This window comes from Sphingomonas panacis, assembly GCF_001717955.1.
GTDB lineage: Bacteria > Pseudomonadota > Alphaproteobacteria > Sphingomonadales > Sphingomonadaceae > Sphingomonas > Sphingomonas panacis.
The window spans coordinates 2,137,271-2,153,269 of the sequence record NZ_CP014168.1 but is presented as its reverse complement, the minus strand read 5'-3'; the positions used below and the strand labels follow the sequence as shown (position 1 = coordinate 2,153,269).

Below are 15,999 nucleotides of genomic sequence, written 5' to 3'. Positions count from 1 at the left end.
AATGGGGGCACGACGCCAACATCACACACGCAACTCGGTTCCCGAGAATCGCTCAGCTCGGGCGGAACAACCGGCCGCGTTCGACGATCGCGGCGATGCCGAGGCCGAGCAGCCCCGCCACGAAGAAGCCGGCGTGCAGCGCGATCGTGGTGCCGTCGAAGAAGCTGGCGATGATCGACCCGAGCACCGCGCCGCCGGTGACGACGAGCGCCCCTTGCAGGCTCGCGGCGGTGCCGGCGATCGCGCCCATATTCTCCATCGCCATCGCCGACATGTTCGATCCGGCGAGGCCATAGCCCGCCATCGCCAGCGCCTGGAGCAGGACGAACGGCACCAGCCCTTCGCGCCCCATCCCCACCGCGATGAGACCGCCAGCCGCAGCCAGCGTCATCACCACCAGCGCGGCCTGCGAGATGCGGCGCATGCCGAGCCGCATCACGATCCGCGAGTTGAGCAGGTTCGCCGCCGCCATCGTCCCGGCCGACGCGGCGAACACCGGGCCGAGCAGATGCTGGGCGTGGAAGACTCGCTCCATGATCGGCTCGATCAGCCCGATATAGCCGAACAGCGCACCCTGCACGATCATGCCCGCGATCATGTAGCCGAGCGAGGCGCGGTCAGCGAGCGTCGCGCGCCAGCCGCGCAGCAACTGCCGAACCGACAGCGGCACGCGGTTCTCGGGCGCGAGCGTCTCGGGCATGCGCCACGCGAACCACACCAGCACCAGCGCCGCCAGCCCCGCGATCACCTCGAAGATCAGCCGCCACGATCCCACCAGCAGGATGAGCTGTCCGACGCTCGGCGCCAGGATCGGCGCGGCCATGAACACCATGAAGGCGAGGCTCGACACTTTCGCCATCGCCCGGCCGGTGAAGCAATCGCGCACCAGGGCGATGGTGACGACGCGGCTCGCCGCGATCGCCACACCGCCGGCAAAACGCGCCGCCAGCAGCAAGGTGAAACTCCCCGCCAGCCCGGCGAGCAGGCAGCAGACGATATAGCCGATCAGCCCGCCGATCAGCACCGGCCGCCGCCCGTAGCGGTCGGTCAGCGGCCCCTGCATCAACTGCCCGAGGCCGAAGCCGACCACGAACACGGTGACGACGAGCGCGCGCCCACCGACATCGGGAACGCCGAGCCGCCGCCCGATTTCGGGCAGCGCGGGCAGCATCGAATCGATACCCAGCGCACCCAGCGACATCAGCGCGGCGACCAGCGCGACGAATTCGAGGAACGGAATCGGCGCGGTGTTGAGCGTGGCGGGAGGCGATTCGATCGACATTGCCCGCCTCATGCCCGACATCGCCACGCCGGTCACGCGCAAGCCGCGTTGACGTGGCGTGCGACTTCAGCTTAGTGTATTGCCACACTGACACACGGAGAGCGTCATGATCCGCCCCCTGCTCCTCGCTATCCCGCTCGCCCTGCTCGCCGCGTGCGGCGACGGCAAGGACGGCACTGCCATCACCCTCAACGCCGACGGCGCTGACGGCAATGTCGTCGCGAGCATCGATTCGAACGGCCAGATGGCGCTCAACGCGCCGGGCATTTCGGGCAGCATCAAACTGCCCGCGATCAAGCTCGACGCCGGCGATTTCGATATGAACGGCGTGCATCTCTACCCCGGCTCGACGATCAGCGGCATGAACATCGACGGGCATGACCGGCCGGGACGGGACGATGACGGCCAGGTCAAGGTCAGCTTCGAAAGCCCGGCAACTCCGGCGACGGTGCGCGACTGGTTCGCGGGCAAGCTGGGCGGCGCTGGCTTCAAGGTCTCGCCCAATGGGTCTGGCCTCGCGGGTACGACCGAGGAGGGCAAGCCGTTCCGGCTCGATCTTTCGCCGGTGGGTGGAGACAAGGCACGTGGCACAATCCTGATCGGCTGAACACACCCGTTCCCCCGCGAAAGCGGGGGTCCAGAGCCAAACAGCGCAGCGCTTGTGGCCCTGGACTCCCGCTTTCGCGGGAGAACAATGGGTAGCGGGGTATTCCCCCGCGCCCTGACCGCCTATGTTGGCCGGCCCAGTCCCCAACCAACGGTCGCGTCCATGTCCGATACCCCGCTTTCCGAAATCCCGACGCTCTCGCTCGCCGACGAGGCGGGCGACCCCGCCGGCTTCGCCGCCGCGCTGGGCGGTTCGTTCGAACGGTTCGGGTTCGCGGTCATCGCCGATCACGGCATCCCCGACGATCTGATCGCGCGTGGCTGGGCCGATACCGCCGCCTTCTTCGCACTGCCCGAGGACGAGAAGCGCCGCTATTTTACCCCCGAAGGCGGTGGCCAGCGGGGCTATACGCCGTTCAGGACCGAGATCGCCAAAGGTGCGTCGGTGGTCGATCTCAAGGAATTCTGGCACGTCGGGCGCGACCTGCCGGCCGGCCATCCGCTCGCCGACCGCATGCCGCCCAACATCTGGCCGGAACGACCCGAGCGTTTCCGCGACACGTTCCTCCAGCTTTATGCAGCGTTCGACCGCGCCGGCGACCGCATCCTCTCCGCGATCGCGCGGCACCTGCGGCTCGCGCCCGACTGGTTCGACCCCGCAGTCGAGAACGGCAATTCGATCCTGCGGCTGCTGCACTATCCGCCGATTCCGGCCGATGCCGAGGGCGTCCGCGCCGGCGCGCATGAGGATATCAACCTCATCACCCTGCTGCTCGGCGCCGAGGAGGCCGGTCTCGAACTGCTCGATCGTGATGGGCGATGGCTGCCGGTCAAGCCGCCCGAGGGCGCGCTCGTCGTCAACGTCGGCGACATGCTGCAACGGCTGACCAACCATGTTTTGCCCTCGACCAGCCACCGCGTCGTCAACCCAGCCCCCGAGCGGCGCGGCGTCTCGCGCTATTCGATGCCATTCTTCCTGCACCCCAATCCCGATTTCCTGATCGAGACCTTGCCAGGCTGCATCAGCGCGGCGCGGCCGAACCGATATGAGACGCCGATCACCTCGCACGACTACCTGCATGAGCGGCTGGTCGAAATCGGGCTGGTGAAGAAGTAACCACGTCGGGCTTGTTCCAACGCCAAGGCACCGTCTAAAGGCGCCGCACCTCAACCGTTCGTGCTGAGCCTGTCGAAGCACGTGCCGCGAACGATGGCGCTTGTGGCACGCCCTTCGACAGGCTCAGGGCGAACGGCGTTGGGGCGAGACTTTGGAAAGCCCATCATGACCCAACCGCTTCGTATCGCGCTCGCTGGCCTCGGCACCGTCGGGGGCGGCGTGATCCGGTTGCTCGACGAGAATGGCGCGCTGATCGCGCGGCGCGCGGGGCGGCCGATCGAAATCGTCGCGGTATCCGCGCGCGACCGGAACAAGGATCGCGGCGTCGATATCAGCCGCTTCGCATGGGTCGATGACACGACGGCGCTGGCCTCACGCGATGTCGATGTCGTGGTCGAACTGGTCGGCGGATCGGACGGCCCTGCCCTCACGCTGGCGCGCAGCGCGCTCGCCGCGGGCAAGGGCTTCGTCACCGCCAACAAGGCGATGATCGCGCATCACGGGTTGGAACTCGCCGAAGCCGCCGAGAAAGCCGGCGCGGCGCTCAAGTTCGAGGCGGCGGTCGCGGGTGGCATCCCGGTCATCAAGGGGCTGCGCGAGGGCGCCGCCGCCAACGAGATCAGCCGCGTCTACGGCATCCTCAACGGCACCTGCAATTTCATCCTGTCGAAGATGGAAGCGGAAGGCCGCGACTTCGCCGAGGTGCTCGCCGAGGCGCAGGCGCTCGGCTATGCCGAGGCCGATCCGACCTTCGACATCGACGGCATCGACGCTGCGCACAAACTGTCGATCCTCGCCAGCATCGCGTTCGGCACCCAGCCTGCGTTCGCGGATGTCGCGGCGAGCGGCATCCGCCATGTGCTTGCCGCCGACATCGCCGAGGCGGCAGCGCTCGGCTACCGCGTGCGGCTGCTCGGCGTGGCCGATCACGGCGCGGGCGGGCTGTTCCAGCGGGTGCATCCGCATCTCGTGCCGATCAGCCACCCGCTCGCGCACGTGACGGGCGCGACCAATGCGGTCGTCGCCGAGGGCAATTACGTCGGGCGGCTGCTGTTCCAGGGCGCGGGCGCCGGCGACGGCCCGACGGCGAGCGCGGTGGTCGCCGACCTGATCGACATCGCGCGCGGTGAGTTCGGCCCCGCCTTCGCGATGCCCTCGTCCGCGCTGCTGGCGCAGGGTGCAGCCGATTCGGGTGAGCGGCGCGGTCGCAATTACGTGCGCTTCGCGGTGGCGGACAAGGTCGGCGTGCTCGCCGAGATCGCGGCGGCGATGCGCGATGCGGGCGTGTCGATCGAAAGCCTGATCCAGCGCGGCGCGAGCGGCGACGGCAGCGTGCTCGTCGCGATCGTGACGCACGAAGCGCCCGAACGCGCGGTCGCGCAGGCGCTGGAGCGGCTGCGCGGCTCGCAGAGCCTGACCGGCCAGCCTTTGTGGATGCATATTCTGGAGTAAGGGTGTCTTCACGCTTCTCCCCTCCCTGGCAGGGAGGGGTCGGGGGTGGGTCGGTCCGCGAGGGAAGGTTCCGCCACCAACTGGCCGACCCACCCCCAGCCCCTCCCTTTCAGGGAGGGGAGCAGAAGGCGGCGAGCAAAAAGCGCGAACCCCGTTTACACCGCGCTCGTCCCTCGTTATCGGCGCTCGCCATGTCCTCGAGGGCCAAAACCATTAGCACCAAGCCGACCCGCATGCGCGGGGCGGTCTGGTCGTGCTGACGGTTCAACCCTAAGCCAACCGGACACAGCCCCGCGGTAAGCGCGGGGCGGCCTTGTACGACAGGACCGAAATACCTCCCGCGCCTCCGCATATCAGGAGACGCCTACCCATGACTTCGTTCCGCCCCTCGCCCGATCGTCTCGCCGTCGGCATCGTCGGCGCAACCGGCCTCGTCGGCAGCATGATGCTGACCATGCTCGCCGAGCGCAAATTCCCGCTCACCGCACTGCGGCTGTTCGCCTCGGCCCGCTCGGCCGGGAGCACGGTGCCGTTCAAGGGCGCGGACGTCACCATCGAGGATGCGGCGACGGCGGACTTCACGGGCCTCGACATCGTGTTCTTTTCGGCCGGCGGCGGCACCTCCAAGGCGCTGGCGGAGAAGGTCGCGGCGGCGGGCGCGGTGGTGATCGACAACAGCTCGGCCTGGCGCAGCGATCCACTGGTTCCGCTGGTGGTGGCGGAGGTCAATCCCGACGCGCTCCGCGATCTGCCCAAGGGCATCGTCGCGAACCCCAATTGCACGACGATGGCGGCTATGCCGGTGCTCAAGCCGCTCCACGACGCCGCCGGCCTGACGCGGCTGGTGGCGAGCACGTATCAGGCGGTGTCCGGCGGCGGCATGGAGGGCGTGCGCGAGCTTGAGGAGCAGATCGTCGCCGGCGCGTCGGCCTGCGCCACGCTCGCGCAGGACGGTGGCGCGGTGAAGCTGGGCGTGCCGCGCAAGTGGGCCGCACCGATCGCGTTCAACGTCGTGCCGCTCAACTACGTGCTGGTCGAGGACGGCTATACCGAGGAGGAACTCAAGCTGCGCGACGAAAGCCGCAAGATCCTCGGCCTGCCCGATCTCGCCGTCTCGGCGACCTGCGTGCGCGTGCCGGTATTCACCGGCCATTCGCTGTCGATCAACGCAGCGTTCGAGCGCCCGGTCTCGGTGAGCGAGGCCAATGGCCTGCTGCGCCGCGCGCCCGGCGTGGAGCTGGTGGCGGTGCCCAATCCGCTCGCCGCGACGGGTAAGGATGCGGTGTTCGTCGGCCGCGTGCGCCCCGATCCGACCGTCGCGAACGGCCTGTCGCTGTTCGTCACCGGCGACAATCTGCGCAAGGGCGCCGCGCTCAACGCAGTGCAGATCGCCGAAGTGCTGCTGACGCAGGCGCGCTGACGGCCGCGCGAGCGGGCGCTACGGCGCCAGCGCCCGCTCGCCCGCGACGTGCGCGCCATTGCCGTTCACGGTCGCTTTCACCCCGAAAGAGCCGCAACCGACAAGGAAGATCGATTTCTCCTCGCAATTGTCGGTACGCGCGAACAGCCGTTCGCGCTCGGCAAGCGCGCCTTCGTGCGCCGGGTCGCCGGGGTCTTGAACGATCAGCGGCGCGCGGTAGCGATCGGCGGCGCGGCGACCGCAGACCACGACATCATCGCCAGTGGGGCGCGAGCAGGCCGGCCTCGCGCTGGTCAGCGCCTGGTAGGCGGTGATCGCCGCATCATCGGGTGCGGCGATCAGCAGGAACAGCGGAAACACCATCGCGGAGTCGCCCGGAAGCCTTGGATCGCGTGAGGATGATCCGCGCGCGCAGTCGCGTCAATCACGCGATGGCGTGGCGAGCGCGACGACATGGTCGAACACCGCTTCGTGAAGCGGCCTCACGAAGGCGCAGCCGTAGAAATGGCGGCGGCCCCATTTCACCGTCGCTTCGAGACCGGCGAGGCCGGGAATCCTGAGCCAGATCGTCGCGCCCGGCTGGATGCGGTGGATCGTTTCGATCTGGAAGCCGGTGCGCGACAGGTCGGTCACGTCAATGTCGAGCTTGTCGGTGCCCATCATCCGCACCTGCGCACGGATCGCCACCGCGCTGCGGGCGGCGGCGCGGGTTTCCGGTCTGGTCTCGGCGTCTTGCATCGCGGGCAGCATAGCCGTGCGATGGTTAAGTTTCCGCTATGCGACCGGCGCGACACCGAGCCGGGGGATGTCGATCGCGGGGCAGCGATCCATCACCACTTTCAGCCCGGCCGCCTCGGCGCGCGCGGCGGCGGCTTCGTTGACGACACCGAGCTGCATCCACACCGCCTTCGCACCGATGCGGATCGCATCGTCCACCGCCTCGCCGGCAGCGGCCGAGTTGCGGAAGATATCGACGAGATCGATCGGATCACCGAGCTGGTCGAGATCGCGGAACACGAACTCGCCGTGGATATGCTCGCCAGTGATCTGCGGGTTGACCGGGATCACGCGGTAGCCGTGATCCTGCAACCGCTTCATCACGCCATAGGATGGGCGGTCGGGCCGATCGGACGCGCCGACCAGCGCGATCGTGCGGGCTTCCTCGAGCAAAGCCTTGATTCCGGCATCATCGGTGATCGGCATCAGCGTCCCTCCGTCTGTATCCACCGCGCGACAGCGTCGGCAATCGTGGCGAACGCCGCGGCTTCGGGACCGTTCCCGGCGGCGGGCGGCGTGCCTGCGTCCGACGCGGTACGGATCGCGATGTCGAGCGGGATGCGACCGAGGAAGGCGATGCCGAGTTCGCCCGCCGCCGCTTCCGCACCGCCTTGCCCGAACGGATTCGAGATTTCCCCGCAATGCGGGCAGGCGTAACCCGACATGTTCTCGACCAGACCGATGATCGGCACGCCGGCCTTGTTGAACAGATCGATCGCGCGGCGCGCGTCGATCAGCGCGAGATCCTGCGGGGTCGAGACGATCACCGCGCCCGCCGGGCGGTGCTTCTGGATCATGGTGAGCTGGACGTCGCCGGTGCCCGGTGGCAGGTCGATCACGAGCGTATCGGTCGCGCCCCAATTGGCATCCATGAGCTGCCCGAGCGCCCCCGCCGCCATCGGCCCGCGCCAGGCGATCGCCTGATCGGGCGCGACGAGCTGCCCCATCGACAGCAACGGCACGCCATAAGGGGTGGCCACGGGTTGCAGCACCTTGTCGCGCGCGGTCGGCTTGCTGCCTTCGACCGCCATCAGCTTGGGCTGCGACGGGCCGTAGATGTCGGCATCGACCAGCCCGACGCGCCGCCCGCGCGCGGCGAGCGCGATGGCGAGATTGGCCGAGACGGTCGATTTGCCCACCCCGCCCTTGCCGCTCGCCACCGCGATCGCCACGCGGCGGGTGCGCTGGCTGGTCAGCGCGACGCGCACCGTCTCGATGCCGGGAACGGAACTCGCCGCCGCGCGGACGCGCGCTTCGAGCGCGTCATGCTCGCTCGGATCGAGCCCGCTCACGTCGAGAATGATGCTGGCGCGGCTTCCCTCGATCCGCGCGGTCGCGCGGGTGCCGGCGACGGGAGCGAGTGCGGTATCAAGCGGATTTGGATCGGTCATCGTTGCGCAGATAGGGTCGTTGCGGCCGCTTGCCACTATTTTTCATTGAAACCCGTACCTATAGAGAAAGCATGACGATCCTAACGGGCTGGTTTCAGCGTCCCCCTCTCCTCAATAGCGACGACAAAAGCCCGTGGGGCAGCGGCTCCGACGGCGATGGCGCCGGCGGTGGTGGCGAAGGCCCGCGCAACCCCTGGGCGCCCAAGCCCGGTAACGGCAATGGCAACCGCCCGCGCATTCCCGGGCCGAGTGCGCTCGACGAGTTCATCAAGCGCGCGCGGGGTGCCGGCGGCGGCAATGGCGGCGGCGGCCGGCCTCATATTCCGGGCACGCCAAGCGCAGGCGCGCTCTGGCTGATCGGCCTCGGCATCATCGTCGTGTTGTGGATCGCGTTCACCTCGATCCATGCGATCGGGCCGCAGCAGCGCGCGGTGGTGACCTTCTTCGGCCGCTACGCCGGCACGCTCGAACCCGGCATCCGGCTGACGCTGCCGGCACCGTTCAACTCGGTGATGAAGGTCGACGTGCGCGAGATCAAGACCGACACCTTCCCCGAGAATGGCGGCGAGAATCTGATGCTGACCGGCGACCAGAACGTCGTCGACGTCAATTATTCGGTGCGCTGGGACATCAGCAACCCGCAAGATTACGTCTTCCAGATCGCCGATCCCAAATCGACTCTGCGCGCCACCGCCGAAAGCGCGATGCGCGCGGTGCTGGCCACCGCGACGCTCGACGACGCGATCGGATCGGGCCGCGGCGCGATGGAGGTCAAGGTCCAGCAGAACATGCAGGCGATCCTCGACAGCTACAACGCCGGCATCCGCATCCAGGGCGTCGCGATCAAGGGCGCGCAGCCGCCCGAGCAGGTGATCGATTCGTTCAAGAAGGTCTCCGCCGCGCAGCAGGAGGCGCAGGGCAACATCAACAAGGCGCGTGGCTATGCGCAGCAGATCCTTGCGCGCGCACAGGGCGAAGCAGCCTCGTTCGACGTGATCTACGCCCAGTACAAGCTCGCCCCCGAAGTAACGCGCAAGCGCATGTATTATGAGACGATGGAACAGGTGATGGCGCGCAGCGACAAGACGATCGTCGAGGCGCCCGGCGTCGTTCCCTATCTGCCGCTGCCGGGCGGCGCGCGCCGCGCGCCCGAGGCGCAGGCTCCGGCGGCACAGGCGGCCCCGGCCACCATCCCGCAGGTTCAGGGAGACGCCCAGTGAACCTCAGCTTCCGCAACCCGGTCGCGATCGGCATCGTCGCGATGCTCGCGCTGATCCTGATCGCCAGCACCTTCGCGATCGTGCCCGAGACCAAGCAGGCGGTGATCCTGCGCTTCGAACAGCCCGTCGGCGGCGCGATCAACCGTTGGAAGCCCAACGAGGTGTTCGGCCGTTCGGGTGCCGGTCTGATCGCGCGTATCCCGTTCATCGACCGCATCGTGTGGGTCGACAAGCGCGTGCTCGATGTCGAGCTCGAGAACCAGCCGGTGCTCTCGACCGACCAGTTGCGGCTCGAAGTCGATGCCTATGCGCGTTTCCGCATCGTCGATCCGCTGAAGGCGGTGGTGTCAACCGGCAGCACCTCGGTCACCGAGCAGCGCGTGATCGATCAGCTCCAGCCGCTGTTCAGTTCGGCGCTTCGCAACGAACTCGGCAAGCGCCCGTTCGCGGCGCTGCTCAGCCCCGAGCGTGGCCAGGTGATGGACAATATCCAGGCCGGGTTGCAGCGGCTCGCCGCGCAATACGGCGTGCAGATCGTCGACGTGCGAATCAAGCATGCCGACCTGCCCGACGGCGCGCCGCTGCAAAGTGCGCTCGACCGGATGAAGACCGCGCGCGAACAGGAAGCGCTGACGATCCAGGCCAAGGGCCAGCAGACCGCGCAGATTATCAGCGCCGAAGCCGACGCCAAGGCCGCGCAGATCTATGCGGAAAGCTTCAACAAAGACCCGGACTTCTATGACTTCTACCGGGCCATGCAATCGTACCGTTATACCTTCGGCGATAGCGCGAAAGGCCAGACCTCGATGGTATTGTCGCCCGACAACGCCTACCTGAAGGAGTTCCAGGGCCGGCGCTGATCGAGTCTTTCGGCGTGTTCATATTCAATAGCCGTTCAGCAACCTTGGCTAAGGTCGGTGCGTTGCCCCGATACGGCACACGGAAGGAATCAACCCAAGTGCGATACGCTTACGCCATTACTGCAGCCATCCTTCTCAGCGGCACCGCTGCCGCAGTCGCGCTGGAACCGCCCGCGCAGACCGCGCAGAACGAGCCCGGCGCGATCGCCGCCGCGGTACCGCGCTCCGGCGCGCCGATGAGCTTCGCCGACATGGTCGCGAAATTGCAGCCGGCCGTCGTCAACATCTCGACCAGCCAGCACATCAAGGTCGAGCAGCCCGCCAATCCGTTCGCGGGCACGCCGTTCGCCGAGATGTTCGGTCAGATGGGCCAGGGCGGCGGCAACGGCGGCGCGCCGATCACGCGCGAGGCGACCTCGCTCGGGTCAGGCTTCATCATCTCGCCCGACGGCTATATCGTCACCAACAACCACGTTGTCGCGCCCGGCGCGAAGGGTGCGACGGTCGATTCGATCACCGCGATCATGATCGACCGCAAGGAATACAAGGCCAAGCTGATCGGCCGCGATCCGACCTCGGACCTCGCACTCCTCAAGATCGACGCGACCAACCTGCCCTATGTGAAGTTCGGCGATTCGAGCCGGGCGCGTGTGGGCGACTGGATCATCGCGATCGGCAATCCGTTCGGGATCGGCTCGACCGTGACCGCCGGCATCGTCTCGGCGCTGCACCGCGTCACCGGCGGCGGCGCCTACGATCGCTTCATCCAGACCGATGCGGCGATCAACCAGGGCAATTCGGGCGGCCCAATGTTCGACATGACCGGCGCGGTGATCGGCATCAACTCGCAGATCTACGCCGGCCAGTCGGGCGGCAACATCGGCATCGGCTTCGCGATTCCGGCGGAAGACGCGCGCCCCGTCATCGACAAGCTGATGAAGGGCACCAAGATCGCACGCGGCTATCTCGGCGTCGGCCCGCAGCCGGTCGATGACGATATCGCGGCGGCGCTCGGCCTGCAGAAGAACCACGGCGAGCTGCTGCGGTCGATCGAGCCGAATGAGGCTGCGGCCAAAGCCGGTCTCAAGGTCGGCGACGTCGTCACCTCGGTCGATGGCAAGGACGTCACGCCCGATCAGTCGCTGAGCTATCTGGTCGCGAACGTGACGCCGGGCACGCGCGTGCCGATCGGCATCATCCGCCAGGGCAAGCCGATGACGATCAACGCGGTGATCGGCACGCGTCCGTCGGAGGACGCGCTCGCCGCCAAGGTCGCGACCGGCGATGACGACGATGCGCTGGGCGGCGATGACGGCCAGCAGCAGGGCGGCCCCTCGGCCTCGGCCAACCCGCTCGGCCTGACCGTCCAGACGCTCACCCCCGCGATCGCACGCAGCCTCAACGTCGATTCGTCGGTGCAGGGCGTCGTGATCGCGACCACCGATCCGGCGAGCGACGCTGGCCAGAAGCTCAAGCGCGGTGATGTCATCATCTCCGCCAACGGCACGACGACGCCGACCCCGGCGGCGCTGGCAGCGGTGGTCGCACAGGCCAAGCGCGACGGCCGCGATCAGGTCGCGCTGTACGTGCAGCGCGGGCGGATGCCAGCGCTGTTCGTTGCGGTGAAGCTGAAGAAGTAAAAAGATGGGGCGTGGCGGCTAAGGCTGCTGCGCCCCTTTCGATGTTCTCCCGCGAAGGCGGGAGTCAGACTGGGCTCCCGCCTTCGCGGGAGAACATTAGTGTTGCGCGCCCAAGATCTCGCGCGCCCGCGCCAGCGCCGCACCCCGCGCATCGGTCTCTCCCAACAACGCGAACGTGCCGTTGAGCGCGAACAGGCAATGGCCGTGGACCATCGCCACCAGCGAGCGCGCCAGCGCCGCCGCCGTGCCCGCCCGCGCCGGCGGCAAGATCGCGGCGATCTCGGCTTCGACCAGTCCGGTCAGTTCGGCGCGCTGGCGGAAATAATCCTCCGGGAACGGCGCGTCGGGCGGCAGGCGGTGATCGTAGATCGCCATCCACAGATTGGGATTGGCCTCGGCGAAGTCGAAATACGCCTCGACCAGCGCCGCGACCCGGTCTGCCCCTGCCGCATCGAGCCGCGCACGCACCAGCGCCGCCCAGGCGACGAAGGTGCGGCTGTTGACCGCCAGAACCAGCCGGTCGAGACTGCCGAACACATTGTAGATCGTCCCGATCGAATAGCCGATCCGCTTCGCCACCTCGCGCGCCGAGAAACGCGCAAAGCCGACTTCGGCCATCAGCGCGTGCGCCTTGGCGAGTATCAGTTCCTCAAGCTCTGCACGGCTATGATCGGATCGGCGGCCCATGCCAGCGCGATAAATCGAAAACTGAGCACTGTCCAATTTAAATATTGAACACCGTTCATTTCTGTGTCACCCAATACGCGCCAGCCACCGCAGGCAACCAATACGCGTCCGTTCCGTTCGGAGATGACAATGTCGGCACCCGATTTCTCGCTCCTCGCCAAGCGCCGCTTCGGGCCGCTGTTCGTCGTCCAGTTCCTCGGGGCGTTCAACGACAACGTCCTCAAGTTCGCGATGCTGTTCCTCGCCAACTTCACGCTCTACAGGGGCCATCCCGAAAAAGCGGAGATGCTCGCGACGATCGCGACCGGCATCTTCATCCTCCCCTATTTCCTGTTCTCGGCGCTGGGCGGCCAGATCGCCGACGCATGGGACAAGGCCAAGCTGATCCGGCTGGTGAAAACCGCCGAGATCGCGTTCATGGGCATAGGCCTCGCCGGGTTCTGGTTCCAGTCGGTGCCGCTGCTGCTCATCGCCTTGTTCATGATGGGCTGCCATTCGACGCTGTTCGGCCCGGTCAAATATTCGATCATGCCGCAACAGCTCGGCCCCCACGAGATCATGGGCGCGACCGGCGTGATCGAGGCGGGCACCTTCCTCGCGATCCTCGGCGGGCAGTTGCTCGCGGGCGTCGTGCCGCCGTGGGAAGCGGGCATGATCGCGACCGCGCTGGCGGTGTGCGGGCTGCTCGCCAGTCTCGGCATCGCGCCGGCGCCGCCCGTGCGCAAGGACGTGCGGATCGAGCGCAACCCGTTCAAAAGCACCTGGCATGTCCTCAAGACCGCGCATGACGGCGAAGGCGTGTGGCTGTGCATCCTCGGCATAAGCTGGTTCTTCGCGGTCGGTGCGATCCTCGTCTCGCAATTCCCCGCGCTGGTGACCGGGCGGCTCGGCGGCGCGTCGCCGGTGGTGACGTTGTTCCTGCTGACCTTCTCGATCGCGGTCGCGCTCGGCTCGCTGTTCGTCAACCGGCTGCTCGCCGGTGAAGTCTCGGCGCGCTATGTGCCGGTGGCGGCGCTGATGATGGCGGGCTTCATGATCGATCTGTGGCTGTCGACCTCGGCCTATGTCGTCCATGCGCCCAACCCCGGCATGCTGACCTTCGTGCGGAGCGAAGGCGCGTGGCGGGTGCTGCTCGATCTCGCCGGCATCTCGTTCGCGGGGGGCATGTTCATCGTCCCGCTCTACGCGATCCTCCAGACCGCGAGCCCGCCCGAGGAACGCTCGCGGATCATCGCCGCCAACAACATCCTCAACGCCGCCGTCACGGTGACGGTGGTCGCCGCGGTCGCCGGGTTGCAGGCGAGCGGCACGACCGTATCGGGCGTGATCGGCGCGCTCGGCTTCGCGACCTTGGCGGTGGCGCTGATCTCGTGCTGGTTGCTCCCGGAAACGGTCATCAAGGCGGTGATGCGCGGGTTGCTGACCTTGCTCTACCGCGTCGAGGTCGATGGATCGAGCAACATGCCGCAGCCGGGCGAACGCGCGGTGGTGGTGGTCAACCATGTGTCATGGCTCGACGGGCTGCTGCTCGCGGTGTTCCTGCCCGGCAAGCCGGTGTTCGCGGTGCATACCGCCGTCACCAAACGCTGGTGGATGGCACCTGCGCTGAAGCTGTTCCGCGCTTTCCCGGTCGATCCGACCAACCCGATGTCGGCCAAGGCGATGGTCCGCGCGGTGAAGGAGGGCAACACGCTCGTCATCTTCCCCGAAGGCCGCATCACCGTGACCGGCGCGCTGATGAAGGTGTTCGATGGCCCCGGCATGGTCGCCGACAAGGCTGATGCCCCGATCGTGCCGGTGCGGATCGCGGGCGCGCAGTTCACGCCCTTCTCGTATCTGCGCGGCAAGGTGCGGATGCGGCTGTTCCCCAAGATCACGCTCACCGTGCTGCCGCCGCGCCGCTTCCATGTCGAAGGCGCGATGACCGCCCGTGCACGTCGCGCCGCGACCGGGCGGCAGCTTTACGACGAGATGAGCGCGATGATCTTCGCGACCTCGCATATCGACCGCACCCTGTTCGAAGCGCTGGTCGATGCCAGCCATCTCGGCGGCGCGAACAAGCCGGTGATCGAGGATGTGAAGCGCACACCCCTCACCTACGCGCGGCTCGTCACCGGCAGTCTCGCGCTCGGCCGTGCGCTCGAACCCGGCACGAAGCCCGGCGAGGCGATCGGCGTGTTGCTGCCCAACGTGTCGGCGGTGGTGGTGACGTTCTTCGGCCTGCAGGCGACCGGGCGCGTGCCGGCGATGCTCAACTACACCGCCGGGCTCGCCAATCTGAAGGCGGCATGCGTCGCCGCCGAAGTGCGGACAATCGTGACGGCGCGTGCCTTCATCGAACAGGCCAAGCTGACGGCGGTGGTCGAAGGGCTGACCGCCGAGGGCATCACCGTGCGCTATCTGGAGGATGTCTCCGCCGGAATCGGCATGGGCGCCAAGCTGCGCGCGCTGGTCGCGACGCGCTTCGCAGCGCACCTCCATGCCCGCCGCAAGATCGCGCCGACCGCGCCGGCGGTGATCCTGTTCACCAGTGGCTCCGAAGGGCTGCCCAAGGGCGTCGTGCTCACGCATCGCAACCTGCTCGCCAATTGCGCGCAGATCGCCGCGCGGATCGATTTCAACGGGTCTGACATGGTGCTCAACGCGCTGCCGGTGTTCCACAGCTTTGGGCTGACCGGCGGCGTGCTGCTGCCGGTCCTGTCGGGGGTGAAGACATTGCTGTACCCCAACCCGCTCCACTACCGGATCGTGCCCGCGCTCGCCTATGATTCAAACGCAACGATCCTGTTCGGCACCGACACGTTCCTCGCTGGCTATGCGCGGATGGCGCATAATTATGATTTCTACGCGGTCCGCTACGTCGTCGCCGGTGCCGAACGCGTGAAGGACGAGACGCGCAAGGCGTGGATCGAGAAGTTCGGCCTGCGCATTCTCGAAGGCTATGGCGCGACCGAGGCCGGGCCGGTGATCGCGGTCAACACGCCGATGCACTTCAAGACCGGCAGCGTCGGGCGGCTGTTGCCCGGCATCGAGGGGCAGATCGACGCGGTGCCGGGCATCGACGGCGGCGGCAAGCTCTCGATCCGCGGGCCGAACGTGATGGCGGGCTATCTCAAGGCCGACCAGCCCGGCGTGCTGCAACCGCCCGAAGGCGGCTGGCATGACACCGGCGACATCGTCGAGATCGACGAGGCTGGCTTCGTCAGCATCAAGGGCCGCGCCAAACGCTTCGCGAAGATCGGCGGCGAGATGGTCTCGCTGCCGGCGGTCGAAGGCTATGCGGCGCAGCTCTGGCCCGAGGCGCAGCATGGCGTGGTGGCCCGGCCCGATCCCAAAAAGGGCGAGCAACTCGTGCTGTTCACCACGCAGAAGGATGCCAAGGCGGCGGATCTACAAGCCTGGGGCCGCGCCAACGGCATCGCCGAACTGACGATCCCCCGCGATATCCGCGTGGTTGAGGCGCTGCCGGTGCTCGGCACGGGCAAGACCGATTATGTGACGATGGGTGCAATGGCGACCGATGCCGCTGATGCAAAAACGTGACAGA

Annotated in this window: 14 protein-coding genes; 8 read left to right on the top strand and 6 right to left on the bottom strand. The window is 67.5% G+C overall.

Annotation, left to right across the window (positions count from 1 at the left end):
* Window positions 1-52: 52 nt before the first annotated feature.
* Window positions 53-1,282, bottom strand: coding sequence for a multidrug effflux MFS transporter (locus J0A91_RS09720; protein ID WP_083224596.1), 1,230 nt, complete (start codon window positions 1,280-1,282; stop codon window positions 53-55).
* A 106-nt stretch (window positions 1,283-1,388) separates the two neighbouring features.
* Between J0A91_RS09720 and J0A91_RS09715 the strand changes: the two genes are divergently transcribed.
* The 4 genes from J0A91_RS09715 to J0A91_RS09700 all read left to right on the top strand — a co-directional run bounded on the left by J0A91_RS09715 (window position 1,389) and on the right by J0A91_RS09700 (window position 5,877).
* Window positions 1,389-1,889, top strand: coding sequence for a hypothetical protein (locus J0A91_RS09715; protein WP_069204753.1), 501 nt, complete (start codon window positions 1,389-1,391; stop codon window positions 1,887-1,889).
* A 162-nt stretch (window positions 1,890-2,051) separates the two neighbouring features.
* On the top strand, window positions 2,052-3,005 hold the full coding sequence (locus tag J0A91_RS09710) for an isopenicillin N synthase family dioxygenase (RefSeq protein ID WP_069204752.1): 954 nt from the start codon (window positions 2,052-2,054) through the stop codon (window positions 3,003-3,005).
* A 165-nt stretch (window positions 3,006-3,170) separates the two neighbouring features.
* Window positions 3,171-4,457: a homoserine dehydrogenase gene (locus J0A91_RS09705; protein WP_069204751.1), complete on the top strand. Its 1,287-nt coding sequence runs from the start codon at window positions 3,171-3,173 to the stop codon at window positions 4,455-4,457.
* 370 nt (window positions 4,458-4,827) lie between these two features.
* Window positions 4,828-5,877: an aspartate-semialdehyde dehydrogenase gene (locus J0A91_RS09700; RefSeq protein WP_069204750.1), complete on the top strand. Its 1,050-nt coding sequence runs from the start codon at window positions 4,828-4,830 to the stop codon at window positions 5,875-5,877.
* Between the two features lie 18 nt (window positions 5,878-5,895).
* Here the strand turns inward: J0A91_RS09700 and J0A91_RS09695 are convergent, their stop codons facing one another.
* Genes J0A91_RS09695 through J0A91_RS09680 form a run of 4 tightly spaced genes read right to left on the bottom strand, consistent with a single transcriptional unit; the run spans window position 5,896 to window position 8,045 of the window.
* Window positions 5,896-6,240, bottom strand: a complete 345-nt coding sequence (locus J0A91_RS09695; protein ID WP_069204749.1) for a hypothetical protein — start codon at window positions 6,238-6,240, stop codon at window positions 5,896-5,898.
* 57 nt (window positions 6,241-6,297) lie between these two features.
* Window positions 6,298-6,615 (bottom strand): PilZ domain-containing protein, encoded by a 318-nt coding sequence (locus J0A91_RS09690; protein WP_240502248.1) that lies wholly within the window; start codon window positions 6,613-6,615, stop codon window positions 6,298-6,300.
* 36 nt (window positions 6,616-6,651) lie between these two features.
* On the bottom strand, window positions 6,652-7,080 hold the full coding sequence (locus J0A91_RS09685; RefSeq protein ID WP_069204747.1) for a CoA-binding protein: 429 nt from the start codon (window positions 7,078-7,080) through the stop codon (window positions 6,652-6,654).
* Window positions 7,080-8,045, bottom strand: a complete 966-nt coding sequence (locus tag J0A91_RS09680) for an Mrp/NBP35 family ATP-binding protein (RefSeq protein WP_069204746.1) — start codon at window positions 8,043-8,045, stop codon at window positions 7,080-7,082. Before J0A91_RS09680 ends, J0A91_RS09685 begins: the two co-directional genes overlap by 1 nt.
* 71 nt (window positions 8,046-8,116) lie before the next feature.
* Here J0A91_RS09680 and hflK point away from each other — a divergent pair, with 71 nt between their 5' ends.
* The 3 genes from hflK (at window position 8,117) to J0A91_RS09665 (ending at window position 11,765) form a co-directional block, all read left to right on the top strand.
* A complete protein-coding gene (gene hflK, locus J0A91_RS09675; RefSeq protein ID WP_069204745.1) occupies window positions 8,117-9,265 on the top strand; it encodes a protease modulator HflK in 1,149 nt (382 codons plus the stop codon).
* 41 nt (window positions 9,266-9,306) lie between these two features.
* Complete coding sequence (hflC, locus tag J0A91_RS09670) at window positions 9,307-10,125, top strand: protease modulator HflC (protein WP_069207190.1); 819 nt, start codon at window positions 9,307-9,309, stop codon at window positions 10,123-10,125.
* A gap of 98 nt (window positions 10,126-10,223) precedes the next feature.
* Window positions 10,224-11,765, top strand: a complete 1,542-nt coding sequence (locus J0A91_RS09665; RefSeq protein WP_069204744.1) for a Do family serine endopeptidase — start codon at window positions 10,224-10,226, stop codon at window positions 11,763-11,765.
* Window positions 11,766-11,861: 96 nt separating this feature from the next.
* On the opposite strand, the gene J0A91_RS09660 is transcribed toward J0A91_RS09665, so the two are convergent.
* Window positions 11,862-12,452 (bottom strand): TetR/AcrR family transcriptional regulator, encoded by a 591-nt coding sequence (locus tag J0A91_RS09660; RefSeq protein WP_069204743.1) that lies wholly within the window; start codon window positions 12,450-12,452, stop codon window positions 11,862-11,864.
* A 129-nt stretch (window positions 12,453-12,581) separates the two neighbouring features.
* On the opposite strand from J0A91_RS09660, the gene J0A91_RS09655 reads away from it, so the two are divergent.
* Window positions 12,582-15,995: an acyl-[ACP]--phospholipid O-acyltransferase gene (locus J0A91_RS09655; RefSeq protein WP_069204742.1), complete on the top strand. Its 3,414-nt coding sequence runs from the start codon at window positions 12,582-12,584 to the stop codon at window positions 15,993-15,995.
* Window positions 15,996-15,999: the final 4 nt, after the last annotated feature.

Coding starts and splice junctions, on each gene's coding strand:
- J0A91_RS09690 (WP_240502248.1), bottom strand. CDS start 6,615: ATGCAAGACGCCGAGACCAGACCGGAAACCCGCGCCGCCGCCCGCAGC.
- J0A91_RS09710 (WP_069204752.1), top strand. CDS start 2,052: ATGTCCGATACCCCGCTTTCCGAAATCCCGACGCTCTCGCTCGCCGAC.
- J0A91_RS09700 (WP_069204750.1), top strand. CDS start 4,828: ATGACTTCGTTCCGCCCCTCGCCCGATCGTCTCGCCGTCGGCATCGTC.
- J0A91_RS09685 (WP_069204747.1), bottom strand. CDS start 7,080: ATGCCGATCACCGATGATGCCGGAATCAAGGCTTTGCTCGAGGAAGCC.
- J0A91_RS09655 (WP_069204742.1), top strand. CDS start 12,582: ATGTCGGCACCCGATTTCTCGCTCCTCGCCAAGCGCCGCTTCGGGCCG.
- hflC (WP_069207190.1), top strand. CDS start 9,307: ATGCTCGCGCTGATCCTGATCGCCAGCACCTTCGCGATCGTGCCCGAG.
- J0A91_RS09720 (WP_083224596.1), bottom strand. CDS start 1,282: ATGTCGATCGAATCGCCTCCCGCCACGCTCAACACCGCGCCGATTCCG.
- J0A91_RS09680 (WP_069204746.1), bottom strand. CDS start 8,045: ATGACCGATCCAAATCCGCTTGATACCGCACTCGCTCCCGTCGCCGGC.
- J0A91_RS09705 (WP_069204751.1), top strand. CDS start 3,171: ATGACCCAACCGCTTCGTATCGCGCTCGCTGGCCTCGGCACCGTCGGG.
- hflK (WP_069204745.1), top strand. CDS start 8,117: ATGACGATCCTAACGGGCTGGTTTCAGCGTCCCCCTCTCCTCAATAGC.
- J0A91_RS09660 (WP_069204743.1), bottom strand. CDS start 12,452: ATGGGCCGCCGATCCGATCATAGCCGTGCAGAGCTTGAGGAACTGATA.
- J0A91_RS09715 (WP_069204753.1), top strand. CDS start 1,389: ATGATCCGCCCCCTGCTCCTCGCTATCCCGCTCGCCCTGCTCGCCGCG.
- J0A91_RS09695 (WP_069204749.1), bottom strand. CDS start 6,240: ATGGTGTTTCCGCTGTTCCTGCTGATCGCCGCACCCGATGATGCGGCG.